At 66.1% G+C, this 26,192-nt stretch carries 24 protein-coding genes and 1 tRNA gene; 13 read left to right on the plus strand and 12 right to left on the minus strand.

Going from position 1 to position 26,192, the window contains the following annotated elements; genetic code table 11:
• Nucleotides 1-3 precede the first annotated feature (3 nt).
• The 3 genes from A0U87_RS08505 to A0U87_RS08515 all read left to right on the plus strand — a co-directional run bounded on the left by A0U87_RS08505 (nucleotide 4) and on the right by A0U87_RS08515 (nucleotide 3,190).
• Complete coding sequence (locus A0U87_RS08505) at nucleotides 4-1,845, plus strand: acetyl/propionyl/methylcrotonyl-CoA carboxylase subunit alpha (RefSeq protein ID WP_048937865.1); 1,842 nt, start codon at nucleotides 4-6, stop codon at nucleotides 1,843-1,845.
• A 62-nt stretch (nucleotides 1,846-1,907) separates the two neighbouring features.
• Entirely contained in the window at nucleotides 1,908-2,360 is a 453-nt protein-coding gene (locus A0U87_RS08510; RefSeq protein WP_048937866.1) for a MaoC family dehydratase, read from the plus strand.
• A complete protein-coding gene (locus tag A0U87_RS08515) occupies nucleotides 2,357-3,190 on the plus strand; it encodes a CoA ester lyase (RefSeq protein WP_048937867.1) in 834 nt (277 codons plus the stop codon). The genes A0U87_RS08510 and A0U87_RS08515 overlap by 4 nt, the downstream gene beginning before the upstream one ends.
• Nucleotides 3,191-3,236: 46 nt before the next feature.
• Here the strand turns inward: A0U87_RS08515 and A0U87_RS08520 are convergent, their stop codons facing one another.
• Nucleotides 3,237-4,160 carry a DUF2171 domain-containing protein gene (locus A0U87_RS08520; RefSeq protein WP_037517711.1) on the minus strand — a complete coding sequence of 308 codons (924 nt, stop codon included), beginning with the start codon at nucleotides 4,158-4,160 and terminating at the stop codon, nucleotides 3,237-3,239.
• A gap of 257 nt (nucleotides 4,161-4,417) precedes the next feature.
• On the opposite strand from A0U87_RS08520, the gene A0U87_RS08525 reads away from it, so the two are divergent.
• Nucleotides 4,418-4,493, plus strand: a tRNA-Ala gene (locus tag A0U87_RS08525).
• Nucleotides 4,494-4,614: 121 nt separating this feature from the next.
• Here A0U87_RS08525 and A0U87_RS08530 read toward each other — a convergent pair.
• The 7 genes from A0U87_RS08530 to A0U87_RS26715 all read right to left on the minus strand — a co-directional run bounded on the left by A0U87_RS08530 (nucleotide 4,615) and on the right by A0U87_RS26715 (nucleotide 10,031).
• A complete protein-coding gene (locus tag A0U87_RS08530; protein WP_048937869.1) occupies nucleotides 4,615-5,511 on the minus strand; it encodes an aldo/keto reductase in 897 nt (298 codons plus the stop codon).
• Between the two features lie 93 nt (nucleotides 5,512-5,604).
• The gene (locus A0U87_RS08535) at nucleotides 5,605-6,159 is read right to left on the minus strand and encodes a zinc/iron-chelating domain-containing protein (protein WP_080993587.1); all 555 of its coding nucleotides are present in this window, start codon (nucleotides 6,157-6,159) and stop codon (nucleotides 5,605-5,607) included.
• Between the two features lie 84 nt (nucleotides 6,160-6,243).
• Nucleotides 6,244-6,996 (minus strand): peroxide stress protein YaaA, encoded by a 753-nt coding sequence (gene yaaA / locus A0U87_RS08540; RefSeq protein ID WP_137405438.1) that lies wholly within the window; start codon nucleotides 6,994-6,996, stop codon nucleotides 6,244-6,246.
• 79 nt (nucleotides 6,997-7,075) lie between these two features.
• Complete coding sequence (locus A0U87_RS08545) at nucleotides 7,076-8,665, minus strand: alpha/beta hydrolase-fold protein (RefSeq protein WP_137405439.1); 1,590 nt, start codon at nucleotides 8,663-8,665, stop codon at nucleotides 7,076-7,078.
• On the minus strand, nucleotides 8,665-9,150 hold the full coding sequence (locus A0U87_RS08550) for a hypothetical protein (RefSeq protein WP_122928214.1): 486 nt from the start codon (nucleotides 9,148-9,150) through the stop codon (nucleotides 8,665-8,667). The genes A0U87_RS08545 and A0U87_RS08550 overlap by 1 nt, the downstream gene beginning before the upstream one ends.
• Nucleotides 9,151-9,186: 36 nt before the next feature.
• On the minus strand, nucleotides 9,187-9,615 hold the full coding sequence (locus A0U87_RS26710; RefSeq protein ID WP_240700535.1) for an SDR family NAD(P)-dependent oxidoreductase: 429 nt from the start codon (nucleotides 9,613-9,615) through the stop codon (nucleotides 9,187-9,189).
• Nucleotides 9,501-10,031 carry an SDR family NAD(P)-dependent oxidoreductase gene (locus tag A0U87_RS26715; protein ID WP_240700536.1) on the minus strand — a complete coding sequence of 177 codons (531 nt, stop codon included), beginning with the start codon at nucleotides 10,029-10,031 and terminating at the stop codon, nucleotides 9,501-9,503. Before A0U87_RS26715 ends, A0U87_RS26710 begins: the two co-directional genes overlap by 115 nt.
• Before the next feature lie 50 nt (nucleotides 10,032-10,081).
• Here A0U87_RS26715 and A0U87_RS08560 point away from each other — a divergent pair, with 50 nt between their 5' ends.
• Nucleotides 10,082-10,675: a TetR/AcrR family transcriptional regulator gene (locus tag A0U87_RS08560; protein WP_048937874.1), complete on the plus strand. Its 594-nt coding sequence runs from the start codon at nucleotides 10,082-10,084 to the stop codon at nucleotides 10,673-10,675.
• A gap of 28 nt (nucleotides 10,676-10,703) precedes the next feature.
• Here A0U87_RS08560 and A0U87_RS08565 read toward each other — a convergent pair whose 3' ends face one another.
• Nucleotides 10,704-11,585, minus strand: a complete 882-nt coding sequence (locus tag A0U87_RS08565; protein WP_048937875.1) for a helix-turn-helix domain-containing protein — start codon at nucleotides 11,583-11,585, stop codon at nucleotides 10,704-10,706.
• A 151-nt stretch (nucleotides 11,586-11,736) separates the two neighbouring features.
• On the opposite strand from A0U87_RS08565, the gene pobA reads away from it, so the two are divergent.
• From pobA to A0U87_RS08580, 3 genes are read left to right on the plus strand one after another with little or no spacing between them, the layout of a single operon-like run.
• On the plus strand, nucleotides 11,737-12,918 hold the full coding sequence (gene pobA / locus A0U87_RS08570) for a 4-hydroxybenzoate 3-monooxygenase (protein ID WP_048937876.1): 1,182 nt from the start codon (nucleotides 11,737-11,739) through the stop codon (nucleotides 12,916-12,918).
• Nucleotides 12,919-12,974: 56 nt separating this feature from the next.
• Nucleotides 12,975-13,745: an NUDIX domain-containing protein gene (locus tag A0U87_RS08575; RefSeq protein WP_048937877.1), complete on the plus strand. Its 771-nt coding sequence runs from the start codon at nucleotides 12,975-12,977 to the stop codon at nucleotides 13,743-13,745.
• 3 nt (nucleotides 13,746-13,748) lie between these two features.
• Nucleotides 13,749-14,477, plus strand: a complete 729-nt coding sequence (locus A0U87_RS08580; RefSeq protein WP_048937878.1) for an extensin family protein — start codon at nucleotides 13,749-13,751, stop codon at nucleotides 14,475-14,477.
• 6 nt (nucleotides 14,478-14,483) lie between these two features.
• On the opposite strand, the gene trpE is transcribed toward A0U87_RS08580, so the two are convergent.
• Nucleotides 14,484-16,007 carry an anthranilate synthase component I gene (trpE, locus tag A0U87_RS08585; RefSeq protein WP_080993589.1) on the minus strand — a complete coding sequence of 508 codons (1,524 nt, stop codon included), beginning with the start codon at nucleotides 16,005-16,007 and terminating at the stop codon, nucleotides 14,484-14,486.
• Between the two features lies 1 nt (nucleotide 16,008).
• Nucleotides 16,009-17,958 (minus strand): peptidylprolyl isomerase, encoded by a 1,950-nt coding sequence (locus tag A0U87_RS08590; protein ID WP_037517726.1) that lies wholly within the window; start codon nucleotides 17,956-17,958, stop codon nucleotides 16,009-16,011.
• A gap of 211 nt (nucleotides 17,959-18,169) precedes the next feature.
• Between A0U87_RS08590 and tpiA the strand changes: the two genes are divergently transcribed.
• From tpiA to A0U87_RS08605, 3 genes are all read left to right on the plus strand, one after another.
• Entirely contained in the window at nucleotides 18,170-18,913 is a 744-nt protein-coding gene (gene tpiA, locus A0U87_RS08595; protein ID WP_048937879.1) for a triose-phosphate isomerase, read from the plus strand.
• Between the two features lie 376 nt (nucleotides 18,914-19,289).
• A complete protein-coding gene (gene secG, locus A0U87_RS08600) occupies nucleotides 19,290-19,667 on the plus strand; it encodes a preprotein translocase subunit SecG (RefSeq protein ID WP_004211256.1) in 378 nt (125 codons plus the stop codon).
• Between the two features lie 90 nt (nucleotides 19,668-19,757).
• Entirely contained in the window at nucleotides 19,758-21,389 is a 1,632-nt protein-coding gene (locus A0U87_RS08605) for a CTP synthase (protein WP_048937880.1), read from the plus strand.
• Between the two features lie 131 nt (nucleotides 21,390-21,520).
• On the opposite strand, the gene A0U87_RS08610 is transcribed toward A0U87_RS08605, so the two are convergent.
• On the minus strand, nucleotides 21,521-22,633 hold the full coding sequence (locus A0U87_RS08610; protein WP_048937881.1) for an NADH:flavin oxidoreductase/NADH oxidase: 1,113 nt from the start codon (nucleotides 22,631-22,633) through the stop codon (nucleotides 21,521-21,523).
• A 201-nt stretch (nucleotides 22,634-22,834) separates the two neighbouring features.
• On the opposite strand from A0U87_RS08610, the gene A0U87_RS08615 reads away from it, so the two are divergent.
• Nucleotides 22,835-25,375, plus strand: coding sequence for a TonB-dependent receptor (locus tag A0U87_RS08615; protein ID WP_048937882.1), 2,541 nt, complete (start codon nucleotides 22,835-22,837; stop codon nucleotides 25,373-25,375).
• Nucleotides 25,369-26,190, plus strand: a complete 822-nt coding sequence (locus A0U87_RS08620) for a hypothetical protein (RefSeq protein ID WP_048937883.1) — start codon at nucleotides 25,369-25,371, stop codon at nucleotides 26,188-26,190. The genes A0U87_RS08615 and A0U87_RS08620 overlap by 7 nt, the downstream gene beginning before the upstream one ends.
• The last annotated feature ends 2 nt before the right edge of the window (nucleotides 26,191-26,192 follow it).

Here is a 26,192-nt window from a genome sequence, read left to right on the forward strand (position 1 = left end):
ACTATGATCCAATCCCTCCTCATCGCCAATCGGGGCGAGATTGCCTGTCGCATCATCCGCACCGCGCGGCGGCTGGGTATCCGCACGATCGCGGTCTATTCCGATGCCGACGCCGACGCGCTGCATGTGCGCGAGGCGGACGAGGCGGTGCATATCGGCCCGTCGCCGGTGCGCGAATCCTATCTGGTCGGCGACCGCATCATCGCGACAGCGAAAGCGACAGGGGCGCAGGCGATCCACCCTGGCTATGGCTTCCTGTCGGAAAATGCCGAATTTGCGCAGGCGGTGATCGATGCGGGGCTGATCTGGGTCGGCCCCAACCCGTCCTCCATCACCGCCATGGGCCTGAAAGACGCGGCCAAAAAGCTGATGCAGGATGCCGGCGTGCCCACCACGCCGGGCTATCTGGGCGAAGACCAGTCACCCGAGCGGCTGGCGGCGGAGGCCTACGCGGTCGGCTATCCTGTCCTCATCAAGGCGGTCGCCGGTGGCGGTGGCAAGGGCATGCGCAAGGTCGATGCCGCGGCCGACTTCGCCGATGCCCTATTGTCCTGCCGGCGCGAGGCGGCGTCCAGCTTCGGCAACGATCAGGTGCTGCTGGAAAAATGGATCACCAATCCGCGCCATATCGAGGTGCAGGTGTTCGGCGATAGCCAAGGCAATGTCGTCCATCTGTTCGAGCGCGACTGCTCGCTCCAGCGTCGCCATCAGAAGGTGATCGAGGAAGCGCCGGCACCGGGCATGGATGAAGCGACCCGTGCGGCCGTGTGCCAGGCGGCGGTCAATGCGGCCAAGGCGGTCGACTATGTCGGTGCCGGCACGATCGAGTTTATCGCCGACGGGTCTGACGGCCTGCGCGCGGACCGCATCTGGTTCATGGAAATGAACACCCGGCTTCAGGTCGAACATCCCGTGACCGAGGAGATTACCGGCCAGGATCTGGTCGAATGGCAGTTGCGGGTCGCATCGGGCGAGCCGTTGCCGCGGACGCAGGAGCAACTGTCGATCAATGGCTGGGCGATGGAGGCGCGCCTCTATGCCGAGGATCCGGCCAAGGGCTTCCTGCCCTCGATCGGCACGCTCGACACGTTCGAGCTGGGTGGCGGTGCGCGCATCGACACCGGCGTCGAGGAAGGCGCGACCATTTCGCCCTATTATGATCCGATGATCGCCAAGGTCATCGCCCATGGCGACACGCGCGACGCGGCGCGGCTGCGGCTGGCGGGGGCGCTCGACGAGACGGTGATTTGGCCGCTGCGCACCAATGCGGGCTTTCTGGTCAAGGCGCTGGAGAATGCGGATTTCGCGGCGGCCCGGCTCGACACCGGCCTGATCGCGCGGGAGGGCGACGCGCTGTTGCCGCCGGCTGATCCGTCCGACGCGGCACTGGCCGACGCGGCAGCGGCGCTGACGCCTGGCGGGGCGCTGGCGGGCTTCCGCCTCAATGCGCCGGTCCGGGCGGAGGCGAATTTCCTGCTGAACGGTCATCCCCATGCCGTGCGCTATGATCCGCGTCTGGGCGACGCCCGGCCGCTGGAGGATGTGCTGATTGCCGAGGGCGGGCAGGTCTGGGAAATGACACCCTGGCGCGTTGCCGGTGGCGCGGGCGGTGCCGCATCCGACGGCGCGATCCTGTCGCCCATGCCCGGCCGCATCATTGCCGTGGCGGTGACGGCGGGGCAGGCGGTGACCAAGGGGCAGAAGCTGCTGACGCTCGAAGCGATGAAGATGGAGCATAGCCTGGTCGCGCCGTTCGACGGCGTGGTCGCAGACCTGAACGCGGCCGAGGGCGGGCAGGTGAGCGAGGGCGTATTGCTGGCCCAGATCGATCATGGCGAAGGTTGAGCCGATCCGGCTGCATGGAATGATAATTGCACTATAGTGCATATTTATATAGAGGGCGAACTATGGCGGGCAGGCATTTTGACGAATGGCAGGTGGGCGACCGGATCGTGCATGAATTGCGCCGCACGGTGACCGAGACCGACAATCTGCTGTTCACCACCATGACCCATAATCCCCAGCCGCTGCATCTGGATGCCGAAGCGGCGAAGGCTTCGGAATTCGGCCAGATCCTGGTCAACGGCACCTTCAGCTTCGCGCTGATGATCGGCCTGTCGGTGGGGGATACCACCATGGGCACGCTGGTCGCGAACCTGGGCTATGACAAGCTCGTCATGCCCAAGCCGGTGTTCATCGGCGATACGCTGCGTTGCGAGACCGAGGTCACAGAGCTCAAGGAAAGCCGCTCGCGCCCCGAGGCCGGCATCGTCACCTTCACCCATCGCCTGCTCAACCAGCGGGACGAGATTGTCTGCCAGTGCCTGCGCATGGCGTTGCTCAAGAAGAGGTCTACATGAAACTCCGCTCGCTGCTCTTTGTACCGGGCGATCGTCCCGAACGGTTCGACAAGGCGGCGGCGAGCGGCGCGGATGCGATTATCCTCGACCTGGAGGATTCGGTCGCGCCCGAGCGCAAGGGCTATGCCCGTGATGCGATCGCTGCATGGCTGGGGGAGGCGCGCAATTGCACCGCCTTCGTCCGGGTCAATCCGCTGGAGGGCGGGCAGACCGCCGACGATCTGGCCATCATCCTGCCGGCGGCGCCCGACGGCATCATGCTGCCCAAGGCGGAAGGGGCGGCCAGCATCCTGGCGCTGGAGGAACTGGCCGGGGCAGGGCGGCTGCCGCCGATCCTGCCCATCGCCACGGAAACGCCCGCCGCCCTGTTCGAGCTTGGCAGCTATCGCGGCGTGCGTGATCGGCTGGCCGGCCTCACCTGGGGGGCGGAGGATCTGCCCGCCTCGATCGGCGCTACCAGCGCGCGGGAGGCCGATGGCCGTTATACCGCGCCGATCGAGATGGCGCGCAGCCTGACCCTGTTCGCGGCCCATGCCGCCGGTGTCGCGGCGATCGACACGGTCTTCCCGCGGATCGACGCGATGGATGATCTGGCCGCCTATGTCGGCCGGGCGCGGCGCGACGGCTTTACCGGCATGATGGCGATCCATCCGGTCCAGGTCGCGGCGATCAATGCCGGCTTTACTCCGACCCCGGCGGAGGTCGATCATGCTCGCGCCGTGGTCGATGCCTTTGCCGCCAATCCGGGTGCCGGGGTGCTGAAGCTGGACGGCAAGATGATCGATCGCCCGCATCTGGTGCAGGCGCAGCGGGTGCTGGCCGCCATATGAAAAAGGCCCGGCATCGCGGCCGGGCCTCTCATTTCACCGTCCCGCTTTAGCGGTAACGGCTCTTTTCATAATTGGTCGACGATCCGGCGCCATAGGTGCCACGGGTATCGTCGCGATCGCCGAACAGCGCCTGCTGCTCACGCTCGATGCGCCAGGCGTGCTGGGCCTCATCCGCGCTCTTCTCCAGCGTCACCTTGGTCGCATCGACCGACTTGATCCAGGAGGACGGGATGGAATGGTGGACCCCACCCGCATCGCTGTCGCTCTTGGTCAGGATGATGCGGTCGCCGCGCAGCTTGTCGACGGTGCCGACATGTTCGCCATCGCTGCCGACCACTTCCATATGCTCGCGCACCTGCGTCACCGCCTGGCGCTGCTCGCCGCGACGGGTGCGCCATGTACCGAACTCGCTGTTGAAGCGATCGCGATGTTCGCGCTGATATTCGGCATAGTCGCGGTCCAGTTCGTCGATCCGCTGCTGGCGCCAGCTATAATAGTTGCTGTCATGATGCGCGCCATAGTCCTGCTGCGGCCCAAAGGCGCGGTTGCGATAGCCATGGTCCTCGCTGCCATAGCCGCTGCGTTCGCCGGTATAGGGGGCAAAGCCACGGCCGGGCAGATAGTCGCTGCGTGCGGCCGAGGCATAGCCAAGCCGGCTCGACTGGTCGCGCGGGTCGCCATAGGGGCGGTTATAATATTCGTCATATTCGCGGCGGCGCTCCGCCTCGTCATCGCCGAACCAGCTGCGAATCTCGTCGCCGGCCCGGTCGAAGAAGCCGCGCTCGTCGGGGTCATAGCCCTGGGGGTAGGGGCGGGCACCCGGCCCGCTGAACTGGCCGCGCATGCCGTATCGATAGGCGCGCTCGTCGCGTGGCGCCCTGTACCGATCATTGTAACGGTCGTTGCCGCGATCCCAGTCGGTCGAATAGCGATCATCGCCGCCATAGCGGCGTCCGCCTTGATAACCCATGGTCCGTCTCCTTGTGCTTGTCGGAGGATCGCGCCCTCCGGTGGTGCGTGCTTGTTGCACCGACAGGCCATCAATGGGTGGCGCGGCCCATCGTTCCGGGCGTTACGGGCGGGTAACGTCGCGCCTTTCAACCGCCCTGCCGAAGGCGGAAAGGGCCGATTTCCGGGGCTCTTGATCGAGATCAGGAAAGGCCGTGATTTTTTGCGCAAAAGACCGTTGCAAGGCGAAAATCCCTCGCCTATAGGCAGCCCACCTTTGGGGCCTTAGCTCAGCTGGGAGAGCGCGTCGTTCGCAATGACGAGGTCAGGGGTTCGATCCCCCTAGGCTCCACCATTTCCCTTCGAAATGAATAACCTGTGCCGTGTGGCATTGGCGGCGCGGACCGGACGCCACTGGCCGGCGCACCCCATGATCATCGGACAGCTTGGCAAGATCGCGATCCTGCACCGGCGGATCAGGGCAGCCTTTCTCCCATCGACGCTTCGAGTACCGCATACCATTCGGCGCGGGTCCATTCGACCTTGAAGGCATCGATGCTGCGGGCAATGCGGGCAGCGGACTGGCTGCCGACAATGGGAATCGGGCGCGCGGGATGCGCCATGATCCAGGACAGGGCGGCGGCGGTGATATCGACGCCATAGCGCTCGCCCTGATCTGCAAGCATCACAGCAGCCGGGTGCAGCGCCTTGGCGAGGCGACCACCACCCAGCGGCGACCAGGCCAGAACCGCCATGTCGCGCGCCATCGCCTGATCGAGCGTACCGTCATGGAGCGGCGCCGTGCGCAGCGCGGAAAATTCGGGCTGGGTGCTGACGATCGGCAGGTCGAGAAAGGTCTGGAGCGCGTCGAGTTCATGAATCGCATAGTTGGATACGCCGATCGCGCGCACCTTGCCGGCTTCAACCATGCGGGTCAGGCTGGCGGCGACTTCCTGCGGATGGGTCAGGAAATCGCGGCGATGGATCTGGTAGAGATCGACCCGGTCGATGCCCATTCGAGTCAAGGACGCATCGATGGCCTCGGCCAGATAGGCTGCGCCGCTATTATAGGGGATGCCCGGCCGGATGCCGCCCTTGGTGGCGATGATCATGCGCTGCCGCAGTTCAGGGGCATCCGCCAATATCTGGCCGAACAGCGTTTCGGCCGATCCGAAACCGGCGGGTGTGTCGCAGCCATAGATGTCCGCCGTGTCGAGCAGGGTGATGCCGGCGTCCAGTGCCGCCTCCACCCTGGCGCGGGCCTGGGCGATATCCTCGCCGGCCAGGCGCCACATGCCCCAGGCGATCGGAAAGACGGAAATGCCGCTCTTGCCGAGCGGACGTGGTTCGGCGGAGAGGCGCAGCGTCGTCATGGATCGATCAATGGCACAAGCGATGTGCCGGCGGTAGGGGCCATCCGCGCCCCACATGACCGGCCGGGCGAGCGGCGCTTGCCGGGGCCGGTGTCACGCCCTGGATGAAAAGCTCATGTAACGCGCGCGCCAGGCGGCGACTTCGGCGCGCAGGTGGGCGGGGGCGGCATCCCCCGACAGGACGAGGGCCGCGACCTCATTGTCGGGATGCATCAACATCTTCCGCGATCCGTCGCTGAACCAGACGGGCACCAGCTGATCGCAAAGACTGTCGAGGATCGCGCCGGCCATGCCATTCTCGATCGCAGCGCTGCCGGGCAGCATGCGAACCATGATCGATACGCCTTCGAAGCAGTTGCGCGGTTCGCGGACGAAATCGATCGACGCCAGGATGCCGGACCGGTCCGGACGGGCTTCATCGGGCATGGCCTGGACCCGGCGCCATGCGCAAAACCATGTCCGGCAGATATGCGGGCGCACGGCATGGATGCTGCATCCCTGCTTGCCCAGATGCGCGCAGGGCGCGCCCGCCGCTTTCTTGAAGTCGGGCGTGTCGACGGTCAGAATGGTGCAGCACATGGTGCAATCGCCGCAGGACCGGTCAGGGATGACAGGGCCCAGCAGAGCGGTTTCCAGATCTGTATCCATGTGCATCCGGGCGGGGTGCCTTGGCCTTGTCGGGAATGCAAGCGGCATCATGCGCGCCGCCTCGCGGCAGATGCCCTGCGCCGGTCAGGCGCGCATGAAGCGCCAATGGTCGGCGTCGCTCTCGGCCGGATCGAGGCGATATCCGTCAGTGTCAAAGCCATGCATGGCCTCGACATCGGCGACATGATGTTCGCACATCCAGCGCGCCATCATGCCGCGTGCCCGCTTCGCGTTGAAGCTCACGAAGCGCGGGCCATTCGGCCCCGGCTCGCGAAAATCGACATGGATCACGCGCAGGCCGTCCAGCCTGTTCTCCACCGCCGCGAAATATTCCTGGCTGGCCAGATTGAGGACGACGCCGGATCCCTCTTCAGCGGCATGTGCGCGCAGCAGCGCGGCGATGCGATCGCCCCACCAGTCGGTCAGCTTCTTGTGCCGCGGCGCCCAGCGCGTGCCCATTTCCATTCGATAGGGGCGGATCGCATCCAGCGGGCGCAGCAGCCCGTAAAGGCCCGACAGCATCCGCACATGATCCTGCGCAAAGGCCACCGCCGCATCGTCCAGCGTGTCCACCTCGAAACCGGAATAGACGTCGCCAGCAAAGGCATAGAGCGCCTGCCGCTCGGGTAGCTCGGAAAAGTCCCGGAACCGGTCGGCATTGAGCTTGGCCAGGCGCGGCGAGATATGCATCAGTTCTGCCAGCCGCTTCTGCGAAAGATTGGCGGCCGACTTGGCGAGCCCGCGCGCTTCCTCGGCGAAATGCGGCGTGGTGACGGCAAGGGGCGGCAGCGCGCGCTCGAAGTCGAGCGTCTTGGCGGGAGAGAGCAGAACGATCATGCCCCGCGCGGTAGCCGCGCCTCGTCCGGGCGTCAAACCGGACCGCGCCTCCTCCTCCCGCCCGCCGGCGGATTTCGCTTCAGCGCCCGCCTGTGGCCCCTGATGGCCGCGCCACCGCATACATGGCCTGCGCCATTTCCCGGTAATAGGCGTTGCGATCGCCGTCCCGTGCATAGACTTCGTTGATGCTGTGCGACGCGCCGGGGACATAGATGAACTCTGCCCGTCCACCCACCTTGCGGAACGCGGCCTCCAGATCATGGACGGCGCCGTCGAGATAATAGGAATCGGCGGTCCCGACCACGACATGGACCTTGCCCTCCAGGTCATGGCGCAGGCGTGGCCATTGGGTCTCGATCCGGTGGCCGATATCATAATTTTCCCGCCAATAGGCCGCGACCTGCGCATCGACTGCGCCCGTCACCCGATCGAAGAGCGGCGCCGGCGTCCCGTCCGCACGGCGCGGCGAGAAGGTCCAGTCGAAGGATCGCAACTGGCCGCCGTCCCGGCCCAGCACCGTCTCGATCCCCACCGCCTGCGCGATCGTCGTCTTCACCCCGCCATGGGCGCGCTCCAGCGGACGGGCCGTGCCCTGGGCATCGCGATACATGTTCGCGCCAGGCTGATAGAGGTCGACGCCGATGAAATGCCGGAAATCCAATGGATCGGGTGACGAGGCCCAGCTTCCACCGAAGATGGCGGGATAGCGCACCATCGCCCAGAGCGCGAACCAGCCGCCCGAACTATGGCCGGTCAGGAACCGGCCCGAGGGCCTGGCGTCCATCCGATAGCGGCTTTCGAGCGCCGGGATGATCTCGCGCGTCAGCGCTTCGCCCCAAGGACCATTATTGACGCTGTCGGCAAATTCGGTCGTGCCGGTGGGCGAGGCGAAGTCCAGCGTCACCCAGATCATCGGCGGAATGGCCTTTGTCTCCATCAGGTGCCAGATGCGCGACAATTGCTGCCCGTCCACCCGGTGATTGGTGCCGAACGCACCGGCCGTATAGACCGTGGGATAGGTGACGCCGCCATGGGGATCATAGCCCGGCGGGGTCAGCACCCAGGCGGCGACACTCTGCGGCGTGCCGCGAAAGCGGGTCAGCACTTTCGATACGACCTGTTCGTCGTGCAGATGCGGGCGCGACGCGGTGATCTGCTCGGCGGCGCGCGGCGGCAGGCCGGTGACGTCGAACTGCGCGGGCGCCGGCGGCAATTTGTGATCGAGCGCAATCGATGGCCTGGCGCCTAGCGGCAGACGCAACGTCACCACCTTCGAGACCAGGTCGCCCGGCCCCCGCCCGCCATAATTATAGTCGCCGTCGCGATCGAGCACGTCCTGCACCCGATAGTCTCCGGGCGCCAGGGCCGCGAGCCCCTCGGGGAAGGCGCTTTCCCCGGCATCGATGCTGATCGTGCGATCGGACCCGAAACTGGTGATATCGCGGCCCGCCACGAAGATGCGGGCGTCGTCGGGGCCATTGATGTCGATATCCTCGCTCTTGCCATTGTCGGCGCTCAGCGGTGCAGCAAAGAGCAATAACCGTCCCGATGCGTCGTCGCCCAGCGCAGCCGGCAGGCTGATATCGAAACGCGTTTCGGGTGCCGCAGCGCCGATCAGCGCCAGCCCAGACAGGGGAAGTGCAAGCAAGCGGGCCATTGCGGTCATCATCAGGAGATCCTGCCATTTTGCCGGCGCAGGGCAATCAACTGGGCGGCAAGGCCCAGGATCAGCATTGCCAGAAGTACAGCCTGCGATCCCAGCAGCAAGGGCGACTTGAGGTCGGTGACGAACGGATGACCATCCGGCACGCGGCGCAGGATTTCGGTCACGGTCGGCACCATCAGCAGAAACGCCGTGAGGCTGAGGAAGACGGTTTCCAGATAGCGCCGCGCCCGCCCGAGAAAGCGGATATTGTCCACGCCATAGCCGGCGATCAGCAGCAGGATCGTCACCGTGCCGATGCCGTAGCTGACGGGCTGATGCGCCACCAGGAACACGGTGCCGGCACCGATCAGCATGAAGATGAGATAGGCGATGCCCGGTGCCGATCGCGGCATGATCCGGCCATGGCGCGCGAACATATAGGCGGCCAGCGGAATGGCGGGCAGGCTGCCGAGCGTATGGAGCCAGCCCAGAGGCGTTATTCCAAACATGGTCTATGTCTTTCTGTTGGCGGGGGATCGCCGCGCTTATGCGGCAAAGCTGGTGGAGCGGGACAATGCGCGCCATTGCGCGATCTCGGCTTCCATGGCGGCCATCTTGCCTTCGACCAGGCCCAGTGCATCGTCGCCCAGGAACAGGCGGGTCGGCGGTGCCGGCGCTTCCACCAAAGTCAGCAAGGCCTGCGCCGCGCGCGCGGGATCGCCCGGCTGCTGCCCGCTCTTGGCCTGACGCGCCGCCCTTATCGGGTCCATGACCGCGTCATAGTCGGCGATGCTGCGCGGCGTGCGGTCCATCGACCGCCCGGCCCAGTCGGTGCGAAACTGGCCGGGCGCCAGCGCCGTCACATGAATGCCGAACGGCGCCACTTCCTTGCCCAGCGCTTCGGAAATCCCTTCCAGCGCGAACTTGCTGCCGCAATAGAAGCTGATGCCGGGCATGGTGATGAACCCGCCCATGGAGGTGATGTTGACGATATGGCCGCGCCGCCTTCGCGCATGCCGGGCAGCACCGCCTTCATCATCGCCACCGGGCCGAACACATTGGCCGCGAACTGGCGCTGCAGATCGTCGATCGACGATTCCTCCAGCACGCCCTCATGGCCATAGCCCGCATTGTTCACCAGCACGTCGACCGACCCGGCGCGCCGCTCGGCGTCCGCCACGGCCGCCGGAATCGCGTCCAGATGCGTCACGTCCAGCAGCAGCGGATGCGCGCGTCCGGGCGCCAGCGCCGCAAAGGCTTCGGCATCCTTGGGGTTCCGCACGGTCCCGACGACGGCGTGGCCGGCGTCCAGCGCGCCCTCGGCAAAGGCCCGGCCCAGGCCGGAACTGACGCCGGTAATCAGGAAAGTCTTGGGGATCAGCGCCGACATGGCCTACTCCATGATTTGAACATCAACTATATCATGATATAAATAGCAACATGACGTCCATCAAGCCCCCCTCGACCGGTTCGCGTGGTGAACCGGTGCGCAATCGTGTGATCGACGCGGCCGAACGCCTGCTGCGCGACGGCAAGGCGGAATTTTCGATGCGCGATCTGGCGACCGAAGCGGGCGTCAGTTTCGCCACGCCTTTCAACCAGTTCGGCAGCAAGGCCGCGATCATGCACGCCCTGTCGGCGCGGCGGATCGCCACCGCGACCCAACGCTTCGCGGACAAGCCGCGGCGCGATGATGCCGGCCAGCGCGTGCTGTTGGCGGTCGCCACGGTGGTCGAGCTGATGCTGGAAGAACCACGCGTGAACCGGGCGGTGATGGGGTGGCTCGGCACGCCGGGGCCGACCCATGGCGAAGTGCTGGCGCAGTCCACCGCGCTGTGGACCCTGGCGATCGGTGCTGGCGAGGGCCTGATCGACGGGCACCCAACGCTGCCTGCCCTGGCAAGGCATCTGGCCTTCGGCTTTCGCGGTGTGCTCTCCTTCTGGACCGCGGGCGAGCTACCGGACGAGGAACTTGCCGCTAATGCCCGCGATGTGGCGAACGCCTTGCTCAGCAGCGCAGCCAGGCAGGCCTGATCGCCAAGTCCAGAGCGGGCGGCGCGCCTTATCCGTTCGCGCCCTGCTGGGCCTCGCGATAGGCGCGGGCGGACAGGCCCATGTTGCGCTGGAAGAAGCGGCTGAAATAGGCCGGGTCGGCAAAGCCGATCGAAAAGCCGATCTCGGCAATCGACAGGTTGGAATAGAGCAGGGCCCGCTGCGCTTCGAGCAGGGCGCGCTGGTCCAGCATCTGCGCCGGCGATCGGCCCGCCATCCGCGCGCAGGCGACGCGCAGGGCGGTCTGGCTGACGCCCAGCGCGGCGGCATGGACCGACACCGGTTCGCGCAGGCGGAAGCGCTGCTCGATCCGTTCGCGCAGCCGCGCCACGATCGACGCATGTGGTCCGGCACGCGGGGCGGCGTGGACGGCGGCGCTGCGATGGCGCAGTGCCGTCACCAGCAGCGACAGCATCGCCGCATCGACCGCCGCCCGGTGGCCCGGCGCCGACCAGCTGAGTTCGCGCATCAGATCGGCCACCAGCCGTTCGACTGGCGGCAATTGCGCTGCGCTCATCTCGATCGCGTCGGGCCGCTCGAACAGGCCGGTCAGTTCCGGGCCATGGCGGCCCAGATCCTGCAGATAGGCGTCGGCCATGGTGATGACGAAGCCGGCGGTTTCCTCCAGCCATTTGAAGCCATGCACGGCGGTGGCCGGCACCAGCAGGAAGCTGGGCGCGACGAAGCGCAGCTCCGCGCCATCCGCCTCCATCGCGCCGCCGCCCGAGGTGATGAGGAAGATATGGCTCAGCTCGCTATGAGCATGCGGTTTGATCGTCCATTCGCTGGGACGTGAGCGATCGTCCAGCGTTTCGACATGGACGAAGCCCTCCGCCACCAGCCTGTGGGGCTCCCCATAGAGGTAGAAGGTCGGGAAGGACTGTTTCGACATTGGGCATGGTCCCGTCGGGATGCGCTGGGGCTGATGAATTGTCCAATTAATAGGCTGGTGCGCCCATGTCCATCGCCGGCCGTGCGGATAGGGTAGGCGCATCGGACAAACAGGGGCGCCGTCAGCGCGCCCGGATCATGAGAGGATGCGAATGCGCACCAGCATAGCCATTATCGGCGCCGGCCCGGCCGGCATGTTCCTGGCCCATCTGCTCGCGGCGGGGGGCATTGCCGCGGTCGTGCTGGAACGGCGCGACCGGGCCTATGTCGAGGGGCGGGTGCGTGCCGGCGTGCTGGAACAGGTGACGACCGACCTGATGCATCGGCTGGGCCTCGGCAGCCGGCTCGATCGCGAGGGGCTGGTCCATGGCGGCACCCAGATTTCGCTCGACGGTTCGCTGTTCCGCATCGACATGGCGGCGCTGACCGGCGGCAGCGCGGTCACCGTCTATGGCCAGCAGGAAGTGATGCACGACCTGTTCGAGGCGGCGCCGGAGCGCGGTGTCGAGATCGTCTGGAATGCGCAGGATGTGACGCTGGAGGGGCTGGACGGCGATCATCCCGTGGTCCGCTGGCGCCAGGATGGCGTCACGCAGGCATTGCAATGCGACTATGTCGTCGGCTGCGACGGCTATCATGGCGTCAGCCGCAACAGCATCCCCGCCCATGTGCTGCGCACGTTCGAGCGTGTCTATCCGTTCGGCTGGCTCGGCATATTGGCGGATGTGCCACCCGCCGACCATGAACTCATCTACGCCAATCATGAACGCGGCTTCGCGCTCGCCTCGATGCGCTCGCCCACGCGCAGCCGCTATTATATCCAGTGCGGCCTCGACGAGCAGGTCGAGGACTGGTCCGACGATCGTTTCTGGGACGAGCTTTGCCTGCGCCTTGGCCCCGACGCCGCATCGCGCGTCACCCGCGGGCCGAGCTTCGAGAAGTCGATCGCGCCGCTGCGCTCCTTCGTGTCGGAACCGATGCGCTGGGGCCGGCTGTTCCTGGCCGGCGATGCTGCCCATATCGTGCCGCCGACCGGCGCCAAGGGGCTCAACCTCGCCGCGTCGGACGTCATCATGCTGAGCGAGGCGCTGGTCGACCATTATCGCGGTGGATCGGATGCCGGGCTGGACGGCTATTCCGCCCGCGCTCTGGCGCGTGTCTGGAAGGCGGAGCGCTTTTCCTGGTGGTTCACCTCGATCACGCACCGCTTCCCCGACATGGACGGTTTTGCCCGCCGCATCCAGGCGGCCGAGATCGACTATATTCGCGGGTCGCAGGCGGCGCAGCGCACGCTGGCGGAAAATTATGTCGGCCTTCCGCTGATGGCTGCCTGACGCCTCTGGCCGGGGCGGGGCTTTACCGCCCCGCCGGATGCGGCCTAGACCGGGGCATGAGCGAAGAGAATGACGCGGGGCGCCCCGCAGCGACGATCGTGATCGTGCGCGACCGGCCGGGCGCCGCGCCCGAGCTGCTGATGATGGAACGGGCCGCGACCATGGCCTTTGCCGCCGGTGCGCTGGTCTTTCCGGGCGGCGGCGTCGATGATAGTGACCGGGCGCTGGCCGCCAGTATGTCCAGCGATCTGGCCAGTGACGAGGTCGCAGCACGGATCGCGGCCATTCGCGAGACGATCGAGGAAAGCGGCCTGGGCGTCGGTCTGGCGGGGTCTGTCGATGCCGCCACCGTGTCGGCGATTCGCGCGGGCCTGCTCGGCGGGGCGCCGCTCGGCGATCTTCTGGCGCCGCGTGGCATCGTCCTGGCGCTGGATGCGCTGGTGCCGTTCGCCCGCTGGCACCCGTCTGCACGGGAAAAGGCGATCCGCGTCTATGACACCCGCTTCTATCTCGCCCGCGCGCCGCTGGGGCAGGAGGCAAGCGTCGACGCGACCGAGAATGTTCGTTTGTTCTGGAGCAGCGCCGCCGCGACCATCGCCCGTGCCGATGGCGGCGACGGGCATGTCATCTTCCCGACCCGCCGCAATCTGGAACGGCTGGCGCAATATGACAGTTTCGACGCGCTCGCCGCCCATGCCCGCAGCATCCCGGTGGAAAAGGTGCGCCCCTGGTTCGAGGAGCGCGACGGCGAGCCGCATCTCTGCATCCCGGCGCATCTGGGCTATCCGGTCACGTCGGAACCAATGCGGCAGGTCCGGCGTGGTTAGGGCATGCGCCGCCTTCATCTGACCCTTCGTGCCCTTGTCATTGTCGCTGTCATCCTTGGCCTGCTCTGGGTCGGATACGCGCTGCTGCGCCAGCGACCGCAGGATCTGCCCTGGACCAGGCTGGACCTGTCGCAGCCGGTCGGCCTGTTCACCGGTCGCAAGCTCGCCGCCCTGACCGGCGACCGGGCGCAATGCCTGGCGCTGCTCGACCGGGCGGGCATTGCCTATACGGCGATGAAGCCGGGTGGGGGCGAGGGGCAGTGCGGCTATGCCGACGCGGTCCGGCTGAAGGCGGAAAAGGGCATGATCGCCTTGTCACCCGCCGGGGTGGCGCCGTCCTGCCCGGTGGTTGCCGCCCTGCGCGTCTGGGAATGGCAGGTGGTGCAGCCCGCCGCCCAGCGCCTGTTCGGCCAGCCGGTGCGCTCCATCACCCATTTCGGTTCCTATAGCTGCCGGCGCATGTACGGTCGCAGCCAGGGCGACTTCAGCGAACATGCCACGGCCGACGCGATTGATGTCGCGGGCTTCGTGCTGGCCGATGGCCACCGGATCAGCGTGGTCGGCGACTGGAAGGGGCAGGGCAAGGACGCCGCCTTCCTGCGTGACGTGCGCGATGGCGCCTGCGGCCTTTTCTCGACCGTGCTCTCGCCCGACTATAATGCCGCCCATCGCGACCATTTCCACCTCGATCAGGCGGAACGCGGTGCGACGGGCTGGCGGGCCTGTCGTTAAAGGCCTTTACTGCCCGTAGCCAGCCTGCTTGGCCAGGCTGACGGCTTCGCGCGCGGCGGCGAGCAGGGCGCCGCTCTTGGCCTCGCATTCGCGCTGCTCATATTCGGCGGTCGAATCGGCGACGATGCCAGCGCCGGCCTGGACGTGCATCACGCCATCCTTCAGCACGGCGGTGCGCAGCACGATGCAACTGTCCATATTGCCGTCCGGTCCGAAATAGCCGACGCCGCCGGCATAGGCGCCGCGCGTTTCCGGCTCCAGTTCGGCGATGATCTCGCAGGCGCGGACCTTGGGCGCGCCCGACACGGTGCCGGCGGGGAAGCCCGCGAACAGCGCGTCGATCGCATCCTTTTCGGGCGCCAGACGGCCGACCACGTTCGACACGATGTGCATTACATGGCTGTAGAATTCGACCGTATAGCTTTCCGTCACGGTAACGCTGCCGGCGCTGGCGACGCGGCCGACATCGTTACGGCCCAGGTCCAGCAGCATCAGATGCTCGGCCCGTTCCTTGGGATCGTCGAGCAGGCTGGCGCGGTTGGCGGCGTCCTCCACCGCATTCTTGCCGCGCGGGCGGGTGCCGGCGATCGGCCGGATCGTCACTTCGCCATCGCGGGCGCGGACCAGGATTTCCGGGCTCGACCCGATCAGCGCAAAGCCGGGCAGGTCGAGATAATAGAGGAAGGGCGACGGGTTGATCCGGCGCAGTGCGCGATAGAGCGCGATCGGCGGCAGGGTGAACGGGCTGGTGAAGCGCTGCGCCAGCACCACCTGGAAGATGTCGCCTGCGACGATATAGTCCTTGGCGCGGTCGACCATCTGCGCGTAGCGGCCCGGTTCCAACACCGGCGTCACGTCGATCTCGGCAATGTCGGCCGGGGCGGGCACGGCCGGCAGCGGCGCAGCCAGGCGCGCGGCGGTCGCGTCGATCCGCTCCAGCGCCTGCGCGATGGCCTTTTCCGCGTCGGCGGCCTGATCCTTCCATACCGGGGCGACCAGGAACAGGGCGTCGGCCAGGCGATCGAACACCAGGATGACGGTCGGCCGCACGAACAGCATGTCGGGCAGGGCGATGTCGTTGGCGGCCGGGCGGGGCAGCTTTTCGACCAGGCCTACCGTCTCATAGCCGAAATAGCCGACCAGACAGGCGAGTGCGGCTGGCAGGGCGGGGTCCAGATCGGCGCGGCATTCGGCCACGAGTGCGCGCAGCGCCTGCAACGCATCCTGTTCGGCCAGGACGAAGGCGTCGCGATCGGTCGCCCATTGGCGGTTGATCTCGCCCTTTGCCCCCTCGGCGCGATAGACGAGGTCGGGGGCCAGGCCGATCAGGCTGTAGCGGCCACGCACCGCGCCGCCCTCGACCGATTCCAGCAGGAAGTCGCCCCGGTCCGGCTCGAACAGCTTGAGCGCAGCGGAGATCGGCGTGTCGGTGTCGGCAATCTGCCGCCGCCACACCAGGCCCGAACGACCCTGTGCCAGTGCCGCGCGAGCGACGGCCGTGCCGTCCACCATTCCCCCCTGCGCCGCCATCTTACTGCTCGCCGCTGTTGGTGGCGGACAGCGCCTTCTGGGCTTCGGCCACGGCGTTCGCCTTGCGGGTCACGCCCATGTCCTTCTCGATCGCGCGCTCGAACTGGGCGCCATATTCCTCGCCCACGACGTCGCCGAGCTGGGTGCGGACCTGGTTCAGCAATTCGGGCTGACCGGCGGCGTCGCCACGCTTGATGGCGTTCAATTGCACCACGAAGGTGCCGCGATCCTGGCCGATCGGCAGGGTCTTCACGCTGTTGGCGGCCATCGAGAAGAGGATGGCGATTTCCGCCGGCGGGCGCTGCTGGCCGCGCATCAGGTCGGCGCGACGGCCACCCACGACCTGCGGGGCGGGCAGCTTGACGCCGGCCTGGGCCAGCGCATCGGCCAGCTTGGTGCCCTTGGCGACCTTGGCGCGGATGTCCTCGGCCACCTTCTGCGCCTTCTCATAGCCCTGGCTCAGCTTGTACTGCGCCACGACCAGCGGCTTGATCTTGGCGAGCGGCGGCGGGGCGGGGGCGACGATGTCGCCCGGCGCGGCCAGCGCATAGCGCTTGTCGGCGGTGATCGGCACCAGCTGGGCATCATCGTCGGCGCTCATCGCGAAGACGGGGGCCAGCAGCGGCTGCAGGTCGCTGTTGGGCTGATAGGTCTCGTCCTCGACCTGCTTGCCGCTCGACACCAGCAGCGGCGAGGTTTCCAGCTTCAGGCCATTATCCTTCGCGACTTCCTCGAAGGTGCCGCCATTGGCGATCTGATCCTCGATCTTGCCGGTGAAGTCGGTCAGCAGCTGCTTTTCCTTCTGGGTGCGCAGCGTCGCAATGATTTCATCGCGCACCGACGCCAGCGCACGGGCCGGGACATTGTTGAGCGCGGTGACGCGCAGCACGATCCAGCCGAGCGAACCACGGACCGGGCCGACCAGTTCGCCCTGCTTGGCGGCAAAGGCGGCGTCGGCGACCGGCTTGGACGCGGTGGCGGCCAGCGCCTCGCGGCTCTGGTCGGTCAGGGTCGATACGGCCAGGCCCGCACCCTGGGCGGCGGCGGCCAGCGTCTTGCCGGCCTTCACCTGGTCGGCGATTGCCTTGGCGCCCGCCTGGGTCGGCAGCACCAGTTGCTCGACGCTGCGATTTTCCTTGGCGGCATAGGCCGCCTTGTTCTGGTTGTAGGCGGCGGTGATTTCCGCCTCGGTCGGCTGGGCCGCCTGGGCGAAACGCTCGCTGTCGATCACGGCATAGCGGATGCGGCGCTGTTCCGGGATGGTGTAGCGCGCGGCATTCTTCTTGTAGAAATCGGCGACCTGCGCGTCGGTCGGCTCCTTGGCGTCCAGGAAGGCGGCGGCCGGGATCGCGGCGATCGTGCCCTGGCGTTCTTCCAGCAGCAGCGATGCATAGGGCAGCGCCACGCTGTCGGGCAGCTTCACGCCCAGACCGACCGGGGCCAGCAGCTGGCGCTGCAGGATTTCACGGCTGATATCGTCGCGCAGCGACTGTTCGCTGATCCGCTCACGCTGCAGCAGGGCGCGAAAATTATCCTGGCTGAAATTGCCGGCCGCGTCCTGGAAGGCGGGGATCTGCGCGATCTGCGCATCGACCAGCCGCTTGCTGATATGGACGCCCTGATCGCTGGCGAACTGCTTGAGCGTCAGCGCGGCAACCAGCTGGTCGAACACCTGCTTGCCACCACCCTGGGCAAAGAAATCGCCGATCTGCATGCCCGGATTTTCGCGGCGCGCATTTTCGAACACGCGCTGGATGCGGTCCTGCAGCTCGCTCATGCGCAGCTTGGAACCGCCGGCCTTGGCGACGGTGTCGCCGCCGCCCAGGCCGGTCCCGAACTTGCCGCTGGAAATGTCGCCCAGGATGAACGCCGCCGCGATCAACCCCAGAAAGAGGATCGCGAAAAAGGCGCCGAATTTGGAACGGATGAAACTGCGGAAGACAGAGAGCATGAGAATGTCCGGTTTTTATGCGGCGATATGGCGGCCCGCTTTAGGGGCGGATCGACCCGGCGGCAAGTGCGGCCGTGGCGGACGGTCTGGACAAATGCTGCATCGCCGTCCATCGGCTTGATTGCCTGAAAGCGGAACCAGGAGACGCGGTGCATGCCGTGGGGACCCGCTGCGGGCACGTGCAGCAATAATCACAAGGGGACTTGGACCGATGAGCAGGCGCAAGCTGGTGGTCGGCAACTGGAAGATGAACGGGATGCGCGCGCATCTCGACGAGGTGGAGGCGATCGGCAAGCTCGCCGCGCAGCATCCGGCGGTGGAAGTCGGGCTTTGCCTGCCGGCCACGCTGATCATGGCCGGGTCGCAGCTGAGGGGCGCAGCCTTCATCGGCGCCCAGAACTGCCATATGGAACTGAGCGGCGCCTATACCGGCTCGCTGTCGGCCGAGATGCTGATCGAGGCGGGGGCTACCTGGGTCATCACTGGCCATAGCGAACGGCGCGAGACGCGCGGCGAGACAAACGCCGATGTTGCCGCCAAATCGGTCGCCGCCCATGCCGCGGGCATGAAGGTGATCCTGTGCGTGGGCGAAACGCTCGCCGTGCGCGATGCTGGCGATGCCGACGAAGTGGTCACCGCCCAGTTGCTCGCCTCTCTGCCCGAAGGCGCAAGCGCCGACTGGCTGGCCGTTGCCTATGAACCCATCTGGGCGATCGGCACCGGCCGCATCCCGACGCTGGAGGCGATCCAGTCGATGCACGCCACCCTGCGCGCCGCGCTTGCCAGCCGGATCGGCCAGGAACAGGCCGATGCCATGCGCATCCTCTATGGCGGATCGATGAACGGCGACAATGCCGCCGAGATCATCGCCCTGCCGGACGTCGACGGCGGTCTGGTCGGCGGCGCCAGCCTGTCGGCCGCCAAGTTCGAACCGGTGATCGCCGCCGCGGATTGATGCCGAACGCCCTCTCTTCGTGCGGAAGAGGGGGCATTCTGGCCTGATGCGAGTCGGGCTCGTTGCTGGCTGTGCGTTGAAGGGGCTGGCTATCTTCACTCCGTTCGCCCTGAGCGAAGTCGAAGGGCGCTGCTGAGCGAAGGCGAAGCTATTGCCTCGCTCCGCTCGGCCGAGGGCTTCGACTTCGCTCAGCCCGAACGGTTCTTTCACTGTTCAGACTTGATTATATGGGCCATTGCAAGCCATCCGCAGCACCCTCTGCACGCGCCCTCATCCATGCCTTCGTTCATATCGACAGGCTCGCCGGTTGCCCCGGCGGCCCATCATCGCTATGTGCGCGCCAACGCATTCCTTCATTGGACAGAAAAGAACCCGCATGTTCACCTTCCTTCTCGTCGTGCAGGCGATCGTCGCTGCCCTGCTGGTCACCGTCATTCTGATGCAGAAGTCGGAAGGTGGCGGTCTGGGCGTCGGTGGCAGCCCGGCCGGGCTGATGTCGGCGCGCGGCGCGGCGGATTTCCTGACGCGTTCGACCACGATCCTGGCGACCATCTTCGTCCTGCTGTCGATCACCCTGGCGGTCATCGCCTCGGTCCGTCATGCAGGCGGCGACATCGATACCTCGCTGGTCAAGTCGGCCCCCGCCACGCAGGCCCCCGCGCCCGCGACCGGCAACGCCGACCCGCTGGCCGGTGCGGCCAGTGCCGCCGGCAATGGTTCGGCAGCGAACGGCGCAGTTCCGCTCGCTAACTGACCTTTTCGTCGTTCATCGCCATATTTTTTGCGAGCGTGCGGATTCGCGCGCTTGCTCAACTCGTTTGTATAAGGCTAAGCCTCTTCTCCCATGACGCGGTATATTTTCATCACCGGCGGCGTGGTCTCCTCGCTTGGTAAGGGCCTCATGGCCGCATCCTTGGCAGCGCTGTTGCAGGCGCGGGGCTATCGCGTGCGAATCCGGAAATTCGACCCCTATCTCAACGTCGATCCGGGCACGATGTCGCCCTATCAGCATGGCGAAGTCTATGTGACCGACGACGGGGCGGAAACCGACCTCGATCTTGGCCATTATGAACGCTTTACCGGCGTGTCGGCGCGCCAGTCGGACAATGTCACCCAGGGCCGGGTCTATCAGACCATCATCCAGCGCGAACGGCGCGGCGACTATCTGGGCGCGACCGTCCAGGTCATCCCGCACGTCACCGACGAGATCAAGGCGTTCGCCACGGCGGAGACCGACGATCTCGACTTCGTGCTGTGCGAAATCGGCGGCACCGTCGGCGACATCGAATCGCTGCCCTTCATGGAAGCGATTCGCCAGCTCCATAATGATCTTGATCGCGGCCAGTCGATCTTCGTCCACGTGACCCTGGTGCCCTATCTTGCGGCAGCCGGCGAACTGAAGACCAAGCCGACCCAGCATAGCGTGCGCGAGCTGACCTCGCTCGGCATCCAGCCCGACATCCTGCTGTGCCGCGCCGAACATCCGCTGCCCGAAAGCGAGCGCAAGAAGATCGCCCTCTTCTGCAATGTCCGTCCCGAGGCGGTCATTCCGGCGCTCGACGCCAAGAGCATCTATGCCGTGCCCGAGCAATATCATGCCGAGGGTCTCGACAATGAAGTGCTGCGCGCCTTCGGCATCACCGATGCGCCCGCGCCGTCGATGGACCGCTGGACCGACATCATGGATCGTCAGCTCAACCCCGAGGGCGAAGTGACGATCGGCGTGGTCGGCAAATATGTCGGCCTGCTCGACGCCTACAAGTCGCTGCACGAAGCGCTGCACCATGGTGGCCTTGCCAACCGGGTGAAGGTCAACATCAAGTGGATCGACGCCGAACTGTTCGAGAAGGGCGACGACCTCGCCGCCAGCCTCGAACCGATGCACGGCATCCTCGTCCCCGGCGGCTTTGGCGTGCGCGGGTCGGAGGGCAAGATCGCATCGGTCAAGTTCGCGCGCGAACGCGACGTGCCCTTCTTTGGTATCTGTCTTGGCATGCAGATGGCCTGCATCGAAGGCGCGCGGAACACGGCGGGGATCGAGAATGCCTCGACCACCGAGTTCGGCGAAACCAGCGAGCCGGTCGTCGGCCTCATCACCGAATGGATGAGCAAGGAAGGCCTGCAGAAGCGCACCGCCGAGACCGATCTGGGCGGCACCATGCGTCTGGGCGCCTATCCGGCTAAGCTGGCGGGCAACAGCGTCGTCGCCGGCATCTATGGCAGCAAAGACATCAGCGAGCGTCACCGCCACCGCTATGAAGTCAATGCCGGCTATCGCGAACCGCTGGAAAAGGGTGGCCTGATTTTCTCGGGCATGTCGCCGGATGGCACGCTGCCCGAAATCGTCGAGCGGCCCGACCATCCCTGGTTCGTGGGCGTGCAGTTCCACCCGGAACTCAAGTCCAAGCCGTTCGACCCGCACCCGCTGTTCGCCAGCTTCATCGAAGCGGCGGTCAAGCAGAGCCGGTTGGTATAAAGCGTTTTCGAAGTAGGCGGGATCGCCTGCTGACTCGGAAAACGCGCAAAATAAGAACTGGAACAGTCGAACCGATACAATCGGATCGGCTGTTCCAGGATAAACGGGGCCGAAAGGCCCCGTTTATCGTTTCAGCCCTTCGGCGCGTCGAACAGATTGCGATATTGGCGCGGCTGGCAGCGCAGATATTGCGGCGCGGCCTTCACCGAAGCGCCCAAATGCGCGGCCGCGTGCCAGGGCCAGCGCGGATCATAGAGGATGGTGCGGGCGATCGCGATCAGATCGGCGTCGCCGGTGCCGATGATCGCTTCGGCCTGTTCGAAATCGGTGATCAGGCCGACGGCGATCACCGGCATGTCGATCGCCTGCTTGACCGCGCGGGCCAGCGGCACCTGATAGCTCGGCCCCACCGGAATATCCTGGCGCGGGTCTAGGCCGCCGCTCGACACATGGATGGCGCTGCAGCCGCGCGCTTCCAGCGCCTTGGCGAAGGCGATCGTCTGTTCGATGTCCCAGCCGCCATCGACCCAGTCGGTGCCCGACACGCGCATCGTCACCGGCTTGTGCGCGGGCAGGGCCGCGCGCACCGCGTCGAAAATCTCCAGCGGCAGGCGCATCCGCTTTTCCAGGCTGCCGCCATAATCATCGTCGCGCTGGTTGGAGAGCGGCGAGAGGAACTGGTGCAGCAGATAGCCATGGGCGCCATGGAGTTGCACCGCATCGATGCCGATCGCGTCAGCCCGCTTCGCTGCCGCGACGAAGGCATCTCGCAGCCGCTCGATCCCGGCCTGGTCCAGCGCCATCGGCGCGTTGGTGCCCGGCGTGAAGGGCAGGGCGGAGGGGGCGACCGTCTGCCAACCATTGACCGCGTCGGGCGCGATCTGCGCGCCGCCCTTCCATGGCACTTCGGTAGATGCCTTGCGCCCGGCATGGCCGAGCTGAATCGCGATGGGCATGTCGCTATGGCGCCGCACGCCGTCCAGCACACGCTGCATCGCCGCCTGCGTGGCATCATCCCACAGGCCGACATCGGCATGGCTGATCCGCCCCTCGGGCAGCACTGCGGTCGCCTCGATCGTCAGCAACGCCGCGCCCGACAGGGCAAGCTGGCCGAGATGAATGAGGTGCCAGTCGTTCATCTCGCCGTCGACGGCGGAATATTGGCACATCGGCGCGATCACGATGCGGTTGTCGAGGGCAAGGCCGCCGACATCGAAGGGCTGGAACAGCTTGGGAGCGCTCATGCAGGTCTCCAGAAGTGGGAGAGGGAGAGAAGGCCCGCAAGATAGGAAGCCGGCCGGGCGGCCGAAAGGGGGCGTCTCTCGCGGTCGCAAGATGGTCCGGTCTTCAAAATGTCATTAATCGGTCATCGCGGTGCAGCGCTTCGGAAACGCCGCTGTCGCGCAGCTTTCCTAATCGCGACCCCGACCAGAGGGGACTCGATCATGACCAGGATTTTTGCGGCATCCATCAGCCTGTTCGCACTCGCGATCGCCGGCACCGCCCATGCGCAGCAGCCGCTGCCCGAGGAGGATGGCGGCATCGTCGTCACCGGCCAGCGCGCGCAGTTGCAGCGTTCCATCGACCAGAAGCGGGCGGCGCTGGGCATCGTCGATGTGACTGCGTCCGACGATATGGGCCAGCTTCCCGACAAGAATGTGGCCGAAGCGGTCGAGCGCCTGCCCGGCGTCGGCGTCCAATATGACCAGGGCGAGGGACGCTATGTCGCGGTGCGCGGCGTGCCCTCCAGCCTCAACGGCTATACCATCAATGGCTTCGAGATCGGCAATCCCGACGGGCTCGACCGGCGCCTGCCGCTCGACATCCTGTCGGGCCAGCTTTTGAAGCAGGTGGAGGTCGCCAAGGTGAAAACCGCCGACCTGACCGGCCAGGGCATCGGCGCGACCATCAACCTCGTCACCCAGACCGCCTTCGACTTCGACGATCGCTTCATCTTCCAGGCGAACGGGCAGGTCGGCTATCAGGAACTGCGCAAGGGCGACCAGCCGATCAAGGGCGATGTCACCATCGGCACCCGCTTCGGCACGGACGAACAGTTTGGCATCCTGCTGGGCGCCAGCTATTCCGACCGCACCTATACCAGCTATGGCATCTATCCCGATGACTGGACGCCCGACGCCGATGCCGCGCGCGGCGCCGTACCGGTCAACATCAAATATAATGACTATCGCCTCAAGCGTGAGCGGATCGGCGCGGCCGGCTCGTTCGACTGGCGCGGCGAGAGCGTCCAACTCTATGTTCGCGGCATCTATTCCAAATTCTCCGAGGATGAGTATCGCCAGCGCTTCCGGCTCGATTTCTCCGACATCGACTGGGATGCCAATGGGCTGACCGGCATTGCCTCCACCAGCGAGCAGCGTTCCGACCTGCGTCTGGAATATAAGGAAAAGTCGGTCCTGTCCTTCATGGCCGGCGGCACGGCCGCGCTGGCTGACAACTGGTCGCTCGATTTCGGAGCGGCGCGCACCCGCAACGAAGTGATCGAACCCAATCAGCTCTGGCAGTTCCGGGGCAATCCCGGCGCGGTCGCGGTCGATTTTTCGGACAAGCTGTTTAGCGCCGTGCCGGTCGACGGTTATCTCGATCCGTCGGACCTGGGCTTCCGCCAATATTCGGCGCAGGATGAATATGGCCTGGAAAAGACATGGCAGGGCCGGCTCGACCTCACCGGCAAGCTGCCGACGATCGGCCAGAACAGCTTCGTCAAGTTCGGCGCCAATGGCCGCTGGACCGACAAGCGCTTTGATTCCTCCAATGACGTCTATGGGCGCGGCAGCAGCGCCAACCGCTTCACCCTGGATGGCCTGTCTGGCGACACCGTCATCGTGAAGCTGGGCGATGGCCGCAATTATTTCCTCGGCCCGGTGATCGATGCCGACCTTGTCGATGCCTATACCCAGGGCAAGCTGGGCGGCGCGCAGTTCGTGCTCAACGAAGCGACCAGCCTGGCCAATGAAACGCTGAGCGATTTCGACCTCAGCGAGAATGTCTATGCCGGCTATGCCATGGCCAATCTCGACTTTGGCGCGCTGTCGGTCACGGGCGGCCTGCGGGTCGAGCGGACCGAACTGGACATTGACGGCTATCTGCTGGAAGGCGACGTCGTCCGCCCGACGTCGGGCCGCACCCGCTATAGCAACTGGCTGCCCAGCCTGGTGGTGCGCGTGACCCCGTCGCACGACACCGTCTTCCGCCTTGCCTATTCGCGCAGCATCGGCCGGCCCAGCTATGCCGACCTGTCGCCGGGCGGCACCGTCACGGTGGAGGGCGCGGACGAGATCAGCGTGTCGAGCGGCAATCCGGCGCTCAAGCCCTATGTCGCGGACAATCTCGACATGTCGGCCGAATGGTATTTCGCGCCCGGCGGCCTGATCAGCGTCGGCGCCTTCGCCAAGTTCATCCGCAACCCGATCTTCACGCAAAGCTATACCATCAATGACGGCAGCTTTGGCGGCGTTGCCTATGACCGGATCAATTTCAGCCAGACGCTCAACGCCGACAAGGGCGATATCATCGGCCTGGAAGCCGCCTGGCAGCAGCAGTTCACCTTCCTGCCGGGCCTGCTCTCGGGTCTTGGCATGAACCTCAACCTCACCCTGATCGACTCCAGCCTGCGCATGCCCGACCGTGGCACCGTCGCCTTCCCCGAACAGTCCAAGCTGCTCTGGGGCGCGCAGCTCTTCTACCAGAAGGGCGTTGTCGAAGCGTCGGTCGCCTATCATCATACCGGCCGCGCCTTGCTGTCGGCGGGTGATATCCGCCTCAACGACCAGTATAATGACGATCTGCGTCGTCTGGACGCGAAGATCGGGGTGGATGTGACGAAGAATGTGCGCCTCTTTGCCGAAGGGCAGAATCTGACCGACGAGCCGACCCGCCAATATCAGGGCGGCGTGCGCGACTGGGTGATCCAGAATGAACGCTATGGTCGCACCTTCTACGTCGGGGCCTCGGTCAAATGGTAAGGGCGCTGCTTGTCGGAACCGCGCTGCTGGCACTGGCCGGCGCGGCGGTCGCGCAGCAGGCGACGGAGGCCCCGTCGCCGCCGCCATCTCCCGTCAGCATGCGGATCAAGGCATCGGAGGCGCATCAGGGCGCAGCCTCCGACGGCACTTATGTCTATGCGATCGATAATGACCGGATCGGCAAATATCGCATCGCCGACGGCCGGCGCGTGGCGCAGTGGCAGGGGGAGCGCCGCCTTTATCCGCACATGAACAGTTGCACCGTGGTCGGCGTCGAACTGGTCTGCGCCGCGTCCAACTATCCGGCCGTGCCGCAGACCAGCGCGGTCGAGATTTTCGATACGAAGACGCTGAAACATGTCCGCAGCGTCAGTCTGGGCTTTGGCCCCGGATCGCTGACCGTCATGGATCGGCATGCCGGCAAATGGTGGGCGGTCTTCGCCAATTATGAGGGCAAGGGCGGCGAGCCGGGGCGCGACTATCGCTATACGCTGCTGGTGCGGATGGACGACGCCTTCCGGGCGGAGGCAAGCTGGGCCTTCCCGGCCGATGTGCTGAGCCGCTTTGCGCCGAAAAGCTGCTCGGGCCTCAGCTGGGGCGCCGACGGGCTGATCTATGCCACCGGTCATGACCGGCCCGAAGTCTATGCGCTGAAACTGCTCGAGGCGGGATCGGTGCTGGAGCATGTCGGCACGATCGGCATTGCCACCCCCGGCCAGGCGATCGACTGGGATCCCAAGGCGCCCCGGCGCCTCTGGTCGATCGGCCGGGGTGCTGGCGAGATGGTGGCGAGCGAAATGCCGCCGGTCCGATAGGG

Origin of the sequence: Sphingobium sp. MP9-4 (assembly GCF_005281675.1) — a bacterium.
Classification (GTDB): domain Bacteria; phylum Pseudomonadota; class Alphaproteobacteria; order Sphingomonadales; family Sphingomonadaceae; genus Sphingobium; species Sphingobium yanoikuyae.